The 15,504-nt window shown below is 54.8% G+C and carries 15 protein-coding genes; 6 read left to right on the top strand and 9 right to left on the bottom strand.

Annotated elements, in window-relative coordinates; translation table 11 throughout:
• Positions 1-153 precede the first annotated feature (153 nt).
• Positions 154-2,256 carry a putative bifunctional diguanylate cyclase/phosphodiesterase gene (locus N512_RS0108305; RefSeq protein WP_028780015.1) on the top strand — a complete coding sequence of 701 codons (2,103 nt, stop codon included), beginning with the start codon at positions 154-156 and terminating at the stop codon, positions 2,254-2,256.
• 167 nt (positions 2,257-2,423) lie between these two features.
• Here the strand turns inward: N512_RS0108305 and N512_RS0108300 are convergent, their stop codons facing one another.
• The gene (locus N512_RS0108300; protein WP_028780014.1) at positions 2,424-3,014 is read right to left on the bottom strand and encodes a tRNA-uridine aminocarboxypropyltransferase; all 591 of its coding nucleotides are present in this window, start codon (positions 3,012-3,014) and stop codon (positions 2,424-2,426) included.
• Positions 3,015-3,196: 182 nt separating this feature from the next.
• Positions 3,197-4,405, bottom strand: coding sequence for a multidrug effflux MFS transporter (locus N512_RS0108295; RefSeq protein WP_028780013.1), 1,209 nt, complete (start codon positions 4,403-4,405; stop codon positions 3,197-3,199).
• A 113-nt stretch (positions 4,406-4,518) separates the two neighbouring features.
• Here N512_RS0108295 and N512_RS0108290 point away from each other — a divergent pair, with 113 nt between their 5' ends.
• Positions 4,519-5,478: a LysR family transcriptional regulator gene (locus N512_RS0108290; protein ID WP_025888907.1), complete on the top strand. Its 960-nt coding sequence runs from the start codon at positions 4,519-4,521 to the stop codon at positions 5,476-5,478.
• Positions 5,479-5,502: 24 nt separating this feature from the next.
• Here the strand turns inward: N512_RS0108290 and N512_RS0108285 are convergent, their stop codons facing one another.
• Positions 5,503-7,374 carry a methyl-accepting chemotaxis protein gene (locus N512_RS0108285; RefSeq protein WP_028780012.1) on the bottom strand — a complete coding sequence of 624 codons (1,872 nt, stop codon included), beginning with the start codon at positions 7,372-7,374 and terminating at the stop codon, positions 5,503-5,505.
• A gap of 326 nt (positions 7,375-7,700) precedes the next feature.
• Here N512_RS0108285 and N512_RS22565 point away from each other — a divergent pair, with 326 nt between their 5' ends.
• Positions 7,701-8,000, top strand: coding sequence for a hypothetical protein (locus N512_RS22565; RefSeq protein ID WP_025010750.1), 300 nt, complete (start codon positions 7,701-7,703; stop codon positions 7,998-8,000).
• Here the strand turns inward: N512_RS22565 and N512_RS0108275 are convergent.
• Together N512_RS0108275 and N512_RS0108270 are read right to left on the bottom strand one after the other, a co-directional pair.
• Positions 7,997-9,409 (bottom strand): tetratricopeptide repeat protein, encoded by a 1,413-nt coding sequence (locus N512_RS0108275; protein ID WP_028780011.1) that lies wholly within the window; start codon positions 9,407-9,409, stop codon positions 7,997-7,999. The two genes, N512_RS22565 and N512_RS0108275, sit on opposite strands and share 4 nt — an antisense overlap.
• 43 nt (positions 9,410-9,452) lie before the next feature.
• A complete protein-coding gene (locus N512_RS0108270; RefSeq protein WP_025888906.1) occupies positions 9,453-10,157 on the bottom strand; it encodes a hypothetical protein in 705 nt (234 codons plus the stop codon).
• Positions 10,158-10,344: 187 nt separating this feature from the next.
• Between N512_RS0108270 and N512_RS0108265 the strand changes: the two genes are divergently transcribed.
• Together N512_RS0108265 and N512_RS0108260 are read left to right on the top strand one after the other, a co-directional pair.
• Positions 10,345-10,875, top strand: coding sequence for a DUF2780 domain-containing protein (locus N512_RS0108265; RefSeq protein ID WP_028780010.1), 531 nt, complete (start codon positions 10,345-10,347; stop codon positions 10,873-10,875).
• A gap of 185 nt (positions 10,876-11,060) precedes the next feature.
• Positions 11,061-11,516, top strand: a complete 456-nt coding sequence (locus N512_RS0108260; RefSeq protein ID WP_028780009.1) for a tellurite resistance TerB family protein — start codon at positions 11,061-11,063, stop codon at positions 11,514-11,516.
• A 21-nt stretch (positions 11,517-11,537) separates the two neighbouring features.
• On the opposite strand, the gene yjeH is transcribed toward N512_RS0108260, so the two are convergent.
• Complete coding sequence (gene yjeH, locus N512_RS0108255; RefSeq protein ID WP_028780008.1) at positions 11,538-12,803, bottom strand: L-methionine/branched-chain amino acid transporter; 1,266 nt, start codon at positions 12,801-12,803, stop codon at positions 11,538-11,540.
• 141 nt (positions 12,804-12,944) lie between these two features.
• Between yjeH and N512_RS0108250 the strand changes: the two genes are divergently transcribed.
• Positions 12,945-13,370: an Lrp/AsnC family transcriptional regulator gene (locus N512_RS0108250; protein WP_028780007.1), complete on the top strand. Its 426-nt coding sequence runs from the start codon at positions 12,945-12,947 to the stop codon at positions 13,368-13,370.
• Positions 13,371-13,563: 193 nt separating this feature from the next.
• On the opposite strand, the gene N512_RS0108245 is transcribed toward N512_RS0108250, so the two are convergent.
• From N512_RS0108245 to N512_RS0108235, 3 genes are read right to left on the bottom strand one after another with little or no spacing between them, the layout of a single operon-like run.
• Positions 13,564-13,854 (bottom strand): cytochrome c3 family protein, encoded by a 291-nt coding sequence (locus tag N512_RS0108245; protein ID WP_025010747.1) that lies wholly within the window; start codon positions 13,852-13,854, stop codon positions 13,564-13,566.
• A gap of 22 nt (positions 13,855-13,876) precedes the next feature.
• Positions 13,877-14,818, bottom strand: coding sequence for a cytochrome c nitrite reductase subunit NrfD (nrfD, locus tag N512_RS0108240; protein WP_028780006.1), 942 nt, complete (start codon positions 14,816-14,818; stop codon positions 13,877-13,879).
• Positions 14,815-15,498, bottom strand: a complete 684-nt coding sequence (locus tag N512_RS0108235; protein WP_028780005.1) for a 4Fe-4S dicluster domain-containing protein — start codon at positions 15,496-15,498, stop codon at positions 14,815-14,817. Before N512_RS0108235 ends, nrfD begins: the two co-directional genes overlap by 4 nt.
• Positions 15,499-15,504: the final 6 nt, after the last annotated feature.

Genomic DNA, 15,504 nt, shown 5'->3' with positions numbered 1-15,504 from the left:
TTCACCAGTTTGACCGATAATGAACATTTTTAGCAACAAAACGAAATTTTGATTGAGCCACAGAGTAGATCTGTTTAGTTTTAAAACCAAAGGATTGAAGTATTGACAAAGGGAAGTGGTTCTCAGCGGGAGAACGACAAGGGAGTATCCTGGATGATCCGATGGACACAACTGCTGCAGAGTCTGGTGGCCGACACAAAGCTTGGCCCCCAGTTGCAACTCTGGCGCAGCGATCCACACTCAACACCTCTGGCACTGTTCAGAGGGGGTAAAATTTTCGCAGCCAACCAGGCCGCGCTGGATTACTTCGCCTGTGTCCACCAGGAAATTCTCGATGCCACTCTCTATGACTTTGCCCCCAGATTGCAATTGGGCGGCCAGAGCAGCATAGAGTTGGCGAAAAAACTACTGCAGGCCGCTACGGCTAAGTCCCAGGTGCAGGAGTGGTTGCATCTCAATCGCCACGGCAAAGAACTGCCAACCCGCCTCTACCTGGAACCAGTCAGAATAGACAGTAACAAGATGATCCTGGTGCGTTTCGAAGCCTTGGATCGTCGCCTGGGTCCCAGAGATGAAGCTCAGGACGTATTTGGCTTGCTGCCCCGCAGCGTATTGGCGGGCATTCTTGAAGAAAGTGCCGAAGCCGTTGTCATCAGTGATACCTCGGGCAAAATCCTCGCAGTCAATCGGGCCCTCTGCCGCCTTTGCGGTTTCAGCCAGGCACAATTGATAGGCCAGCAGTTGCAGATCCTCGAAACCGCAAACGATCCCAAACAGAGAGAATGCCGCGCCGCCCTGGCGCAGCGGGACTTCTGGCAGGGCGAGGTCAGCCATACCCGAGTCGATGGCAGTCACTTTCCCGCCTGGCAGAGCAGTCGCAGGTTGCAGACCGAATCCGGTTGCTATCTGGTCACCATCTTCAGCGATATCAGCGAGCGCAAGCAACTGGAGTCTCGCCTGACAGAACAAGCCATGTTCGACATGCTCACCGGACTTCCCAATCGTCGTCATATGAAGCGCAAACTGCGCCAGGCTCTCAGTGCCAGTCGCGAAGCAGCCAACCAAGGAAAACCAACCACAGGTGCCTTAATGTTTCTCGACCTCAACGGCTTCAAACATGTCAACGACAGCTTTGGCCACTCCATGGGTGACAGAATACTGCAATTGGTCGCCGCCAGGCTGGAAGCAGGTTGCATAGAGAGAGCCGACATCGCCCGCATGGGCGGTGATGAATTTACCCTGGTGTTACAGCATTGCCGCGACAGAGAAGATATCTACCGTTTCGCGCAGCAGATATTGGCCCTGTTCGAGACGCCGTTTGAGTTGGAAGGACAGAAATTCTACCTGGGTACCAGCATAGGTATCAGCCTGTTTGGCGACCGGGAGATAAATCCCTCCGAGCTGCTGAGTCAGGCCGACACAGCCATGTACAGTGCCAAACGCAGCGCCAGCCATATCAATTTCTATGATAGCTCCATGAGTGAGGCCGCCGAACATAAACTCAAATTGCTCGGCGATCTGCGTCATGCCTTGGGGCTGGGGCAACTGAGCCTGTTTTACCAACCCATAGTCAGGCTCAAGGATAACCGCATGGCCGGCGCCGAAGCGCTGCTGCGCTGGCACAAGAGTCCACACGAACTGCTGGAAGCGGCCGATTTCGTGCCCTTGCTGGAAGAAACCGGTCTAATAGTCACTGTCGGCAACTGGGTGTTGGAGCAAGCCTGCCGGCAACTGGCGCTTTGGCGGCAACAGGACAACGACTTTATTATTTCGGTCAACGTGTCGCCGCTGCAGCTGGAGCACCTGGACTTTTACCAGCAGGTAAAATCGGCGCTGCAACATCATCAGCTTCCCGCCGAAGCACTGATTTTGGAGATCACAGAATCGGCACTGCTGGGCCATCCACGCCAGGCCAAACAAACCCTCAAACAGCTCAGGGAACTGGGGGTCAGAATCGTCCTAGATGATTTCGGTACCGGGCTGTCATCACTGAGCCGTTTAGGCAGCCTGCCCCTGGATGGGCTGAAAATTGCCGGTGAATTTGCCGAACAGCTGGAGCATCAGAAAGGCAAACGTCTGTGTCAGGCCATAGTGCAGCTGTCACAGGCACTGGAGCTCAAGTTTGTTGCCGAGGGAATAGAAACAGCCGATCAAAATGATATGGTGCGGCAGATGGGTGACGGGCTGGCACAGGGGTTCTTTTTCGGTTATCCCTTGCATCCAGAACAGTTTGCCCTGGCACATTTTCAGCTTTAGTCAGCGGAGTGAACAGGACTGCCGGCAACAGAGTCATTCTGCTACCACTCCCCTGCAAAAGCGGTAAGCCGACAGTCCCACTCCATCATCAGGGATGATGTACGCTAATTAAAACCGGATTAGCTTATAAATGTCGTGATCTACACGAAATTTTCGCTACCGCTTACTCAATACCGCTCCCGCACCTTGGCCGGCATCCGTCGCAGCCGCTGCGCCACCAGCTCAGCCAGTAACCCATGCATAGGCGCCACATCCAGCCCAGGCTCCAACTGAGACAGGGCCGCTGCTGCCGCCTCGAGCGTCGACAGGCTATCGCTGCGACTGGCCTTGCGAATGCGATACGCTGTCGGCGCCGTCAGTGACAAATGCTTTTGGGGTAAGGCCTGTAACCAATGGTTAAGTCGATACATTTTCAAGGTTTTGCGCCAGGTGCCATCCAGCAGGATAAGCCGTACCGCTTCAGATGATTCTGCTGCCTGTAACAGCTGACTCTCATCAGAGGGATAGAGTAAGAAAGTCGGCATGCTATCCCTTGCCAGTTCGGCTCTCAGCTCAGCAAAGTCCGCCTCGGTTTCGCCCACTACCACTCTGGTGCTCGGCACCGCCAACTGCAATAAACGCACGCTGTTCTTGGCATGTTCCACCTCGGAGGGATGCTGCAGCACCAACAGCCGGTTGCGGGGAGATATAGCTGACACGGCCCCGCAAACACAGGCCGTTTGCGGGTAACCACATTGTTCACAGTAAGGGCGCGACATAGGCCTTCTCTATCAGAGATTCAACACTTTTAAGACTGCGGACCTACCACAGCGCCAGCTATGGTAACACAACCCCCGCCGGCAACAGGCACTGCCCCCATACACCATCCTGGCACTAAAAAAATGCCCGCGGCAGCGGTCAACTGCAACGGGCCAAGGGTGATGCTTAAATCTGTTAAAACTCAGTGATGCGCAAACTGCTGCTCCTGATGCCAGGCATTGAAACGACGCTGGGCCATAATCAGCAGCAGCACCATAGACAGGCTGCCCATCACCAAGGTTACGGCGAATGGCGCACTGAGGTCGGTTTGCTGCACCAGACCGGCCAGTAAAGAGGCGCCGCTCATCTGAATACAACCGAGCAAGGCTGCCGCAGTACCGGCACGCTCGCCGAAGGCCGCCAACGCCATACTGGTTGCCGGACCCAGCAGGAAGGCGAAACCGACACACAGCAACATCATGGGCAACATAAAGCTCATGGCGGCAGCCATACCTTGCTGAGGGCCATAGATCTGCAGCACAGGTTGCATCGCGGCAGAAGCCAGCAGCAACCAGAGCGAAAACACAACGGTCGCGCGATTTCCAAGGCGTTTGGTGACCACTGGCGCGGCAAAGCAGGCAATAATGTTCACCAAGGCGTTGAGTCCAAACAGGCCACTGAATGCCAGTTCTGACATACCCAAATGATCAATCAGCCATACAGGTGCGTAGGAAACATAGCTCAATATTGAGGCCATACCCGCCATGCAGCAGAAGGCATAAAACAGGAAGTGGCGTTCGGCCAATACAGGCTGATAGCGGCCCCAGCGGTACAGCGGCCCACTGCTGACAGTATTCTGCGGCCGGGTTTCTGGAAAACGCATACTCACCAGCAGCAGGATCACCAAGCCGTAAACAGCCATCAGTCCAAAGGTTGAACGCCAACCGAATTGCATCGCCATCACGCCACCAAGCGTTGGCGCCAGTGCGGGGATGACGCAAATCGCGCCGTTGAGATAGCTGTAGATACGGGAACTTTCAGCCGGTGCGTAGCAGTCACGCACTGCGCTGAAGACAACGATAGAAGTGGAGCAAGCCGCCAATCCCTGCAATACCCTGGCAATCTGTAGCCATTCGAACTCCATGGCAACCACAGCCAACAGCGCACTGAGCACATAGAGAGAAATTCCCCCCAATGCCACAGGCCTGCGGCCAAATCTGTCAGCCAAAGGGCCTATGAGGATCTGCCCTACCCCCATGGCGAACAGGAAAAGCACCAGAGTAGACTGGACTTCGCCGGCACTGACGCCATATTCAATCGCCATAGTCGGCAAAGAGGGCAAGTAGATATCGATAGCCAGTGGGCTTAACAGCACCATGGCCATCAGCATAGGCAGGAGGTTTTTTGCCATAGGTTGTCGTTCAATCCTGAGTGAAAACTGAGATGGGGCACATTCTAATGAACTGGTGGTATGAAAAGAAATGATATAATCTCACAACATAATTTCCTCTGAGGAATATCAGGGTGAATCTGGATAATCTGGCCCGTATCGACCTCAACCTGTTGGTCATGTTGCAGGTGCTGCTGGAAGAGCGCAGCGTGACCCGCGCCGCCAATCGACTGCACCTGAGTCAATCTGCATTGAGCAAGAGCCTCAACCGCCTGCGCGACATGTTGGGCGATCCTCTGTTTCAGCGCACCGCCCACGGCCTCAAACCGACGGCTCACGCCGAACAGTTAGCGCAACATCTGCCTATCGCCTTACAGAGTCTGCATCAACTGACCCAACCTCCCGTATTTACCCCGGCCAGCAGCAACCGGCAGTTTTCGCTCACCATGGTAGAAAGCGCCTATGAAACTCTGCTGCCCAGTTTTATCGGTCGCTTGCTCAGCAACGCCCCCAATGTCAGGCTCGACTCCTATGTCTGGACCGAAAAATCCATGCAGGCACTGCAGCAGGGGCAGATAGATTTGGGAATTTCTGGAAGGGATCTGCAGCCCAGCTCCAGCTTTCACTTCAGCCAGTTGCCGGAAGGGATCCTGTACCAAACTCTGTTTCAGGATCATCAAGTGTGTCTGGTGCGCGAAGGACACCCGGCGCTGCAAGCTCAAAAGAACAAGGTCTGGGATCTGGCAGCCTATCTGGCGCTACCCCATGTACAGGTGCGTTGTGAGGGTAATGATTGGTGGGCGCTGGACTACTTTCTGGCGGATCTCGGTCATCATCGCCGCCTCAGTGCTACAGTGCCCGACTTCTACGGTGCTGCCAGTATTTGCGCTCACAGTGACTTGGTGTTTACCTTGCCCTCCAGTTTTGCACTGCACGCCTGCAAGCTATACTCGCTGCAGCAATTGCCACTGCCGATAGACTTTATGCCCATGGCTTATGTGTTGCTCTGGCATGAGCGCAATAATGACGACCCAGGCCACCGCTGGATGCGGCAGCTGATAGGTGACAGCATGAGCAGTAAAAAGACCGCCTGAGCAGCGGTCTTGAGTTAAACGTGATTAGAGCACGAAGGTCGCGACCTTGGCATTGAGATCGGTCGCACGCACCTTGAGCGCCTTGGCGTGCTCAAGGTCGTCCATGGCGGTGGCGGTGATCTCATCGGTAACGTCCTTGATGGCCGTGGTATTTTGGGTAATCTCCCCCGTTACCTGAGTCTGCTCTTCCGCCGCCGTGGCTATCTGCCCGGCCATATCGGATATCTGTGCCACTGCAACGGCTATCTCTTCCAGCGCCTTACTGGCCTCTTCGGCATCGCCGACACTGCGGCCTGCCATCTGGCGGCTGTTTTCCATGGAGGCTACCGCCCTGGCGGTGGTTTGCTGCAATGCCTCTATGGTGTCGTGGATTTCGGAGGCCGAATCCTGAGTACGCTGAGACAGAACCCTCACTTCATCGGCCACCACGGCAAAGCCGCGCCCTTGCTCGCCGGCGCGTGCAGCCTCGATGGCGGCGTTCAACGCCAACAGATTGGTCTGTTCGGCCACCCCTTGAATTGCGGTGAGAATACCGCTGATAGCCTGGGCATGACGATTGAGCTCATTGATCACTTCGGTGGTTTGGCCTACTTCCTCAGCCAATGAATGTATCGAGTCTCGGGTCTGCAGTACCAGGCTCTTACCCTGCTGCGAGCTGCAGGAAGATTGCTGCGCTGCAGTAGCGGTCAACTCGGCGTTGGCGGCAATCTCCTGAGTGGCACTGGCCATCTCGGTAACGGCGGTAGCCACCATGGTTACTTCCTGCTGCTGCCTTTGCAGCTCAACAACCGAGCTCTGGGTGGTATTCAACCCCCGCTCGGCATCCAGATCCAGTTCGGCCGCCAACTGACGTATATGGCTTATCAGCTGATGCTGGGCCGAGACAAAGCGGTTGAAGTTGTCGGCCAGCTCGGCCACTTCATCATTGCTGTCGACCGTGATCCTTTGGGTCAGATCGCCATTGCCGTCGGCAATCCGTGCCAGCGCCTGGGATACCCGCCCAAGCGGAGCCAACAAGAGTCCGAGAAACCAAGAGATAGCCGCCGTGCTCACCAGCAGCACAAGCGCCGCCAAGCCAACCTGGGTCCAAAGCAATTTGCCGAGCGGTGCTTCAAGCGTTGCCTTATCCAGCAGCAGCAAGAGCTGCCAGTCGGTATCCGGGATGGCCGTTGCCCAAACAAGTTTGTCCCGACCATCGGCATCAAAATACAGGGATTGCAACTGCGCCGTTTTTTGAATGTTGGCCAGAATGCCTGCACCGAGATCATCATCAATTTCGGCAACCGGACGCATCGCCTTGCTGCCATCCTTATAAGCGATTACGGTACCGTCGTTATGCATCATGATGGCAAAACCCGCAGCCGGGATAGCCATGCTGTTGACCTCGGCCACCAGAGTATCAATTGCCAAGTCACCACCTATCACCCCTTTGGCGGTTGGCTGCGCCAAAGAGACCACCTGAATACCATAGCCGCTGTCGATATAGGGTTTGGTGATAATGGCCCGGCCTTTGGCCATGGCATCCTGGTACCAGGGACGGCTGCGGGGGTCGTAATGACTGTTGTCCACGCTGGGATCGGCATCCTGCATTTTGCCGTCACTGCCACCGAAGTAGACAGACTCCAGCTTGCCGGCCGCCCTGGCCTGCTGCAGTGCAGGCACAAAGTCATCACTTATGTATTCCTGCAAGGATGAAACCACGTTGGTGCGAATCGCCAACCACTCGGTGACACGCTGTGCCTGCATATCACCAATACGCTTTAACTCTTGCTGGCTGGCTTGCAACAGTTGTGTTTTTTGAGTGCTGTAGCTTTGCCAGGAAAGCAGAGCCACAACCAGAGTCAATGCCAGTACCACACACACCAGCAACTTGTGTTTCAATGAGCGGAGTTTCATCTTCAGCGGGGTCCGATATTTGAGAAAAGGCCGACAACCATCGGAGTAGCGACCTACAGCTTTGTCGAAATGATCGCATATTCTGCTGATTTGACTGAGTGATAGTTCACAATTAGTTGAAAAACAGGTCAAAATTGCAACAAAAAATCTGGCTTTTGGGTTTTAAACCACAGTTGATGAATAATTATTTATTCGGGGAACTCCTGCCTCTTAACGCTTTCTTAATAAAGTCGTATTAAACATGATGAATAATGAAGCAGATTTAACGTGACCTGAGCCAGGGATGGGGTCACACTTGGACCCAAGCAAAGACCGGAGGAAGAAAGATGTACCGACAATTTGCGCAGAGTCAGCCACTCAATCCCAGAACCTTGGCGGGAGCACTGCTGAGTCTCAGTGCCTTTAGCCTGGCACTCTTGCTTATGCCCCTGGTGTTGATCCTGGCGGCGACTACACTCCTGTGTTTGAGCCTGTTTGGCCGCAGCTATTTGAAACGTCAGTTGGCCAGCATCCACCAATGCCGCCAAAGAGGCAGACAAAGAGATCTCTACGACCTGGATCCCAACCTGTGCCGGGATTCAGGCTTGAGCCCAAGGGGTCGTATCATAGAGCACGAACCGGACTAATCGGCGAGCAGTTCCTGTGCCCGTTTCAGGGCACGCCGCTCATCTGCCGATTGGCTCAGTTGCAATACATTCTCAACCTGTTGTTGCAGTGACTGCCACAAGGGGCCTATTACCTCCAGTTCACGCTCATCGGCTCGCTCTCGCGCCAGGCGCAACCAAGCAACAGCCTCCACCACGTCTATACGTCCAAGGCAACCATCGGTCAGGGCTATCGCCAATTCAATCATGGCGGTCACACTGTGGCCATAGCGGATAACCTGTCTTAAATAACTTTCGGCCTGAGACAGATCCGAGCCAAATGCGGTGTCATCGTTGAGCATATGCTGCGCCCGCGCCAACATGGCATCCAGTTGTCCCTGCTCTGCCGCTTCGGCCAACCATTGTTCACTGGCACCTTGGTCTGCTTCACAGCCTTCGCCACGGGCCAACATCAGGGCTAGGTGGTATTGAGCGTGGGGATCCCCGGCTCTGGCCGCCCGGGTTATGTGTTCAAAGGCTTGTTGCAGCTCGCCGCGTTGATAACAGAGCACCCCGAGATTGGCCATGGCCTCAGATTGTTCGTTGGCGGCAGCAGCACTGAGGAAACGTTCTGCCTCGATTTCATCTTTAGCCAGCTCACCGCTGCCCACCAGATAGAAGTAGCCCAAGAGCGCCATGGCATCGGTCACGCCGGCCTCGGCGGCTTGGCGAATAGCCTGCTGTCCGTTAGCAAGATCAACATCACCACTGTAGCCATGAATAAGGGCCACTCCGTGTTCAAACAACGCCTTGGGTTCAGTTGGCGCCGCCTCGGCAAACCAGTGTGCCGCCTTGGCCAGCATTCGCGCCGAGTCACCCGTGAGCGGTTCGTCGGCCTTATCTTGCAGGGCCTGTTCCTGGCCACGGGCAATCAGGGCCCGATTCTTGAGCGCCATACCCAGCAAATATTGCGCCTCGGCATCATCCTCCATCACGGCCCGATAGCAGAGCTCGCGTCCGGCCTGCAGATCAAAGTCATCAAAGCGGTATTCAGGTGCTTCCCGGCCCTTCAGCCTGGGGTAGGCCAGTTCCATCAGTTTCAACAGATCGCCGATGGCCTTTCTGGCCAGCGCCAGCAGCTCCGTTTCGGTGAGGTGGAACTTTTCCGGATGGGCGCCGCGGTTGCCATCGGCCCGCAGCCTATGCAGCGCCCGGGTGATGCGCACATCGATCAGCCGCTGGCGATTGAGCTGTTCGATACGATCATAAAGGTTGGGGCTGTCAAAACTGAGCTTGGCCGGTGCGGCCAACAGCTCAGTCAATTTGTGGGCAAAGCTGCGAACATGCAGCAGTGCCTGGGTTGGCACATCCTGCACATAGCGCTTGGCAGTCCGGTACTCCCGGGCCAAGTCTTCCGACACACTGGCTATAAAGGCAACATCATCCAGCACAGTCTGACCTCACAGAGCCGCTTGAGCGGCTAGCAAAGAAGATTCAAGCTCGGCCCTTACGGGCAACGCGATAGAGGCGGAACAAGGCTACATTGACGAACAAACCAATGAAAGCCACAAAGGTATCCACTACCAACTGCAGTGGCATACCACCAGCCTGTCCCAGTTGCGACAGCACACTGCCGATGAGCAGCAGCGGAAAATAGCTCAGCAGTACCAAGATTGTCGTGCCAGTGAGCCCGCTACTGAACTCAAAACTGGCCTTGATGGCCTGCAACGGGCTCATGCGCTCGACCACTACCATAAAGTTAACAAAGGCCAGGCGGGCAAACAGATACAGGCTGATCCCCATCCCCAGGATCCAAATCGGCCCTATGGCCGCCAGGATCATGGTCGGCGCCGCGATCGCCATTCCGGAGAACACTCCGGCCAACATCAGCCCAGGCACAAATGCCAGACTGGATTTCAACACCTGGCCTGTACTGGGCTGCATGCCTTCGGTACGCAGCTCCATAAATAGCGTCAACGCCGCGATAAGCACTGAGAAGATCACCATCAAGGCGATCACTGCCAGCATATGAGGAGTGCCGAACTGCGGATTTTCAGGATCGGCATTTAGCAGCTCGGCACCGAGCCACATTTGAATACCCACCTGCAACAGCAGTAAGGGAACGGTCAGCATCGCCAGCTGAACGATATGATTACGGAAGAAGTTATAAGCTTCGGTCAGGATGGCAGACAGAGACATGCAGCTTTCCCAAAAAGGTTGTAATTAAAGGATCAAGATAGACGCCAAGGATACCCAAATTCACGCGCCAATGCACAAATGAAATACAGCAAAACGACCGCCTGTCACGCAAAAGCCGTGCATCGACGCCAAAGATAAGACTAGAATATGGCCCCAGAAGACCTTTTATTTGCACAGGAAAGCAGAAATGAAAGCTTATATCACTGCAGCCGTAATCGTGGGCTCACTGTTGGCGGCCCCAGCGCAGGCCGGTTGGTTCGACAAACTCACCAGCAACCCCCAGACACAAGCCGATACAGCCACCAATACCCAGACCGCCACTCAAAACAGTGAGCTGGTTGGCACCGTGATGTCACAGCTGGGTCTGACTCAAACCCAGGCCGAAGGTGGCCTTGGCAGCCTGCTCGGACTGGCCAAGACTTCATTGGGGCAAGAATCTTTCTCTCCCATTGCCGACAGCATTCCCGGTATTGATGGCTTGCTGGCCGCAGCGCCCAAGCTGGATGGCAACTCAGGGATGACGGGCCTGCTTTCCAAAGCCGGCGACCTGGGTAACTCTCTACAGGGCAGCGCCATGGTCTATGATGCCTTTGCCAAACTTGGGATCTCCAAAGAGCTGGCTGCGCCCATGATAGATATAGTCAAAAACTACCTGCAAAGTAGCGGTGGCGAAGGCACAGCCGATCTCCTGGTCAAGGGGCTGGGCTCACTGCTGTAAAGCGGTTCACGCTATCAAAGGGGAACCCGCGGCCACTGATGGCGTCTAAAAAATGTGGCCGCCCGGTTAAAGCGCGCATCGGCAAGGCTGGTTTTCACCCTACCCAAGCCGCAAACCGCGCGGCCCGACACTCCCAGAGCCAACAGGGTTAGCCCCAACACTGAGCCAACTGACAAGAGAAGCCTATGATCGCCAAACTCAAGCAGTTTTTGAATGCCCATCAGCAGAGTAAATCCCCGCAGGAACAACAGAAACAACTGGAATTGGCAGCCGCCAGCATGTTGTTGGAAGTGGTTTATGCCGATGAGGAGATGTCCGGCACCGAGGCCCAGCTGTTACCCGAACTTCTCGAACAAACGCTGGGTATAGCCGCCGAAGCGGCGGCCGAGCTGATAGTTGAGGCAAAACAAAGCCGTCACGATGCCACCTCACTGTTTGAGTTCACCTCAGCCATCAATGATAGCTTTACCCTTGAGCAGAAGCAGCAGCTGATCCTGGCGATGTGGCGTGTGGCCTATGCCGACGGCGAACTGTGCCGCTACGAAGACCAGATCATTCGCCGCTGTGCCGACCTGCTGTATCTCAAACACTCTGAGCTGATCCAGCTGCGCAACCAGGCCATGACTGGCAACTCAGACTGAACCCGCCTTTTATTGCACGCTTTATTGCATAGGGATCACCGGCGGCAATTGGCGTTTCTGCCACTGCTGTTGCAGTGTCAACAACACAGCCAGCACACAGAGCAACCCCAGGGCGTAAGCCATAGCGCTGCCGAGTGCAAACGCCAGCAAAACACAAAGCGCGCAGCTTAGCAGTACCAAAGGCAGGTAGCGTTTGCTCAGCAAGCGAATGGCTGCCAGCATGGACAAGAGATAGATCACCACAAATACCCCGTTACTCCAGGCAATAAGCTGCTCAAGCTGTTGGCCTGAAATATAGGTCAGCACTATCACCAGCCCCATCACACCCAGCACGGCCGACAAGGCTCTGACCGGTACCTGATAACTGTTACGCTCACGGAACCAGGCCGGCAATATCCCCTCGGTACTGAAGCTCCAAAGCAGCCGCGATACACTGGCGGCATAAACGTTAACCGCCGCCAGACCACTGGCAATACCCAGCACACCTATCACCTGAGCGCCGTATCCGCCGAGCAGGGTATCGAATGCGCCTATCATGGCGACCTTGGTATCCACTTCCACCAGCAATAACAGCAAGGTACAGGCCAAATAAACCGCGCCGACCAAAATCACCCCTATCACCATGGCGGGGATCAAGTCCCGATCCGGGCGCCGAAAATCGTTGGCCAAGTGGGTCATGGCCTCCACACCGAGGAAACTCCAGAAGGCGATGCCTATTGCCAGCATCACGCCGTCATAATCGGGAGTGGAATGAGCAGTCAAAGACACCAATTCACCGGCCTTGGCGCCGCCGGCGCCGAACATCATTACCACCACGGCCACAATTCCCAGTGTCAGGGCAAATTGCGCCTTGGCAGAAACCTGAATCCCCCTGAGATTGAGTAGCCAGAGCCCGAGCAGAACCAAGAGTTCGCAGCCCACCTGAACCCAGCCGGACACGGGAACCAGCGCATTAACGAATTGGAAAGTCATCAAAATGGCGGCGGGCGCACCGATAGGCACAGCCATCAAAAAGCTCAGGCCTATGGTGCGGCCCAGAGTACGGCCAAAGGCTCGTTCGACAAAATAAGCCGGCCCGGCGGCGTGAGGGAAACGACTGGCCAGACGGGCAAACACCAGGGTCACCGGAATAATGGCCAAGGTCAGCAAAGCCCAGGCCAACAAGGCCCCACTACCGGCTTTGGCGACCGTCATCTGCGGCAAAATAAACACCCCGGTACCCAACAATGTGGTGGCCATTAAGCCGGCGCCCTGCCAGCGTCCTATGGTTCCTGTAACTTGATTCATCTGCTAAATTATCAGTATCTTGAATGGCGCCAGTATAGTCGTTCTCCGGCAGACTTTCTGTCATTCGTTTCCGTCAAATACGGCTTTTAGGCCGACGAAATGACGGCAAATCAGCAAAAAACACTCAAAACGTCAGGTAGCATGGATAAGTTCGATAAAGCAATCATTAATGCGCTTAAAAAAAACGCCCGTCGGAGTATTTCAGATGTGGCAGCCGAAGTGTCGCTGTCCCGCAGCGCTGTCTCGGACAGGATCAAGAAGCTCGAGCAAAACGGTGTAATCCGCGGTTACCAACTGCTGCTCAGCGAATCCCAAAAAGAAGCCGTGAGTGCTTACTTTGAAATTCAGCATAAGTGCCCCCGCTGCAGCGATGTGGTGCATGTGTTTCATGCGATTCCGGAAGTCGTGACCTGCCATGGTATCTCAGGCGACATGGATCTGCTGGTGTTTGTCAAAACCCCATCCATGCGGCGGCTGCATGAGATCCGCGAATATATCGACACACACACCGAGATAGTGAAGATTAAAACCCATGTGGTGATGAGCGAGTGGATTAATAACCAGTGAACTAAAACCAAGAAAAGCCACCCGCGTGCTCAATAGGTGGCGAGTCCCGTGGAGGATCGGGAAATGCGTCAAAGGCGCAATAACAAAGTGGCTTCCTGCCCAATCACTTCCTTGTCAGCAACGTAAAACGCTGCTTCAGGATGCGGCGGTGCTTGTTATTGACTGCAAAGCCGCCGCATTCCTTAACCTCTTATCAGTGGCAGTCTTTGCAACCCGCTGCCGGGTCTTTTTCTTCGTGAGCTGTATGGCAGTCAGTACAGCTGAGCACGCCATCATGTTTCTTGTGAGCCTCACCTTCGAGCGACTTCATATCACCGTGACAGGAAGCACATTGCTCGTTTTCAAAGGCATAGTCGGCAGAAGGCGAACCATCTTTATGGCAGGCTTCACAGCCGGACATTTCCGTGTGGGAATCGGCAATTGGGGCAGCCAGCAGTGAACCGGAGAAACCCAGAGCCATCATCAGAAGCATTTTTTTCAACATCACATTTTCCTTTTTATGGGGGTTAAGCAATCGTCATTTGTCCTGTGTACAGGATGAAGTGGCGCAGCAAAATGACCCCCAACAGACTCAGGGTTGCTGTCGCAGCCACATAAGACCATTTACGCTTGGCCGTGGCGGTCATAAACAGATTCATGGCCAGTGGAATAGAGAGACCACAACCCAGGATCCCCAGCCAGAACACCCAGCCCCAGAAACCTTCCCCTATGGCATTGAAGGCCGCGACTTTGCTTTGGCCACCGGTGAGTACCAAGCCGGCGAAGAAGGTGAAGATCACCGCAATTTCCACCAGGATCAGAGGGATCTCTATCTTGTGAATAAAGTGCACTTCCTTGCCGTCAGGATTACCCTTGAGCAGTACACCACCAAGCAGAGACGCCGCCGCACCGGAAGACAAACCGGAGATCAGGAACAGCAGAGGCAATACCGGGTTCTTCAGCATGGGGTAACCGGGCAGAGCCGACAGCAGGAAGCCGGTATAAGCCCCCAGTGCCAGGGAGAAGATCAGCAACAGACCTGTCAAACTGGGCTCATGCTTGGCCAAAAAGCCTGTCACTTTAAGCACCACGGGGAAACGTTGCTCACACCAGTCATCTATCGGTTGACGGAATACCATGGCAATCCAGGCAAACATGAACACCATGTAAACCATGAGGATCATCACCCCGATGGACATCACTGAAGTGGGGTTATAGAACACCAGGATCTTCCAGAAATGGAACGGCTTGGTCAGGTCGATTACCAAGATCCCCAAGCCCGCCATCACAGTGATCGGCGCCACCAGACAAGCTGCCTGGACAAAGCCGGAACGCCAGGCATCCTGCTTCAGACAAAGGTTTTTCAACAGCACGGCAAAGAACATGGCGCCCGCCGAAACCCCGGCGAAGAACAGATAAAACGCAATGGGCCAGTGCCAAACCAAAGTATCAAAATGAAAAGGACTCATAGCTTAATCTCCCCCTGTTTGGCCACAATCTTGAACAGCTTGGGCCGGGTGCCGAGATCGACCTTGGATCTCTGGGTTGGGTTGGCCCGAATTATCTGCACCACTTCTGAACTCGGATCTTTCAGGTTACCGAATACCAAGGCTTTGGTTGGGCAGGCTTCCACACAGGCCGGCTGTTTACCCTGCTTGAGTTGAGTCTCACGGCAGAAGTCGCATTTGTCGGCCGCTTTGGTAACAGGGTTGATAAAGCGCACCTGATAGGGGCAAGCCGCGATACAGTACTGACAACCGACACACTTCCAGGCGTCGACAGTCACTATGCCGGTTTTCTTGTCCTTGAACGCCGCACCTGTTGGGCAGACGTTGACACAAGGCGCATCTTCACAGTGCTGACAAGACTTACGGCTAAAGTGATAAAACTGGTTTGGGTATTCGCCGTAAGGGCCGGTGCGAATAATCTCCAACCGGGAAACCCCTTCAGGTACCTGGTTGACTTCCCGACAGGCGTCACTACAGGCGTTACAACCAATACACTTGGTTTCATCATGGAGCAGGGCATAATTGATGCCCGAGTCATGATCGGCACTGGCAACCGCTTCATTGCCACTCAATGGATAGAGAGAGGCACCGGCCATCAGGGCACAGCCCCCTTTTAAAAAACGTCTTCTGGAATTTTCCATTACTCT

The organism is Shewanella sp. 38A_GOM-205m, from assembly GCF_000518445.1.
Classification (GTDB): Bacteria; Pseudomonadota; Gammaproteobacteria; order Enterobacterales; family Shewanellaceae; genus Shewanella; species Shewanella algae.
This window is presented reverse-complemented; position numbering and strand designations above follow the sequence as displayed.

What these genes read in the sequence shown, in the direction of transcription:
- N512_RS0108305 (WP_028780015.1), top strand. Translation starts at nt 154, where the DNA reads ATGATCCGATGGACACAACTGCTGCAGAGTCTGGTGGCCGACACAAAG.
- N512_RS0108300 (WP_028780014.1), bottom strand. Translation starts at nt 3,014, where the DNA reads ATGTCGCGCCCTTACTGTGAACAATGTGGTTACCCGCAAACGGCCTGT.
- N512_RS0108295 (WP_028780013.1), bottom strand. Translation starts at nt 4,405, where the DNA reads ATGGCAAAAAACCTCCTGCCTATGCTGATGGCCATGGTGCTGTTAAGC.
- N512_RS0108285 (WP_028780012.1), bottom strand. Translation starts at nt 7,374, where the DNA reads ATGAAACTCCGCTCATTGAAACACAAGTTGCTGGTGTGTGTGGTACTG.
- N512_RS22565 (WP_025010750.1), top strand. Translation starts at nt 7,701, where the DNA reads ATGTACCGACAATTTGCGCAGAGTCAGCCACTCAATCCCAGAACCTTG.
- N512_RS0108270 (WP_025888906.1), bottom strand. Translation starts at nt 10,157, where the DNA reads ATGTCTCTGTCTGCCATCCTGACCGAAGCTTATAACTTCTTCCGTAAT.
- N512_RS0108265 (WP_028780010.1), top strand. Translation starts at nt 10,345, where the DNA reads ATGAAAGCTTATATCACTGCAGCCGTAATCGTGGGCTCACTGTTGGCG.
- N512_RS0108260 (WP_028780009.1), top strand. Translation starts at nt 11,061, where the DNA reads ATGATCGCCAAACTCAAGCAGTTTTTGAATGCCCATCAGCAGAGTAAA.
- yjeH (WP_028780008.1), bottom strand. Translation starts at nt 12,803, where the DNA reads ATGAATCAAGTTACAGGAACCATAGGACGCTGGCAGGGCGCCGGCTTA.
- N512_RS0108250 (WP_028780007.1), top strand. Translation starts at nt 12,945, where the DNA reads ATGGATAAGTTCGATAAAGCAATCATTAATGCGCTTAAAAAAAACGCC.
- N512_RS0108245 (WP_025010747.1), bottom strand. Translation starts at nt 13,854, where the DNA reads ATGTTGAAAAAAATGCTTCTGATGATGGCTCTGGGTTTCTCCGGTTCA.
- nrfD (WP_028780006.1), bottom strand. Translation starts at nt 14,818, where the DNA reads ATGAGTCCTTTTCATTTTGATACTTTGGTTTGGCACTGGCCCATTGCG.
- N512_RS0108235 (WP_028780005.1), bottom strand. Translation starts at nt 15,498, where the DNA reads ATGGAAAATTCCAGAAGACGTTTTTTAAAAGGGGGCTGTGCCCTGATG.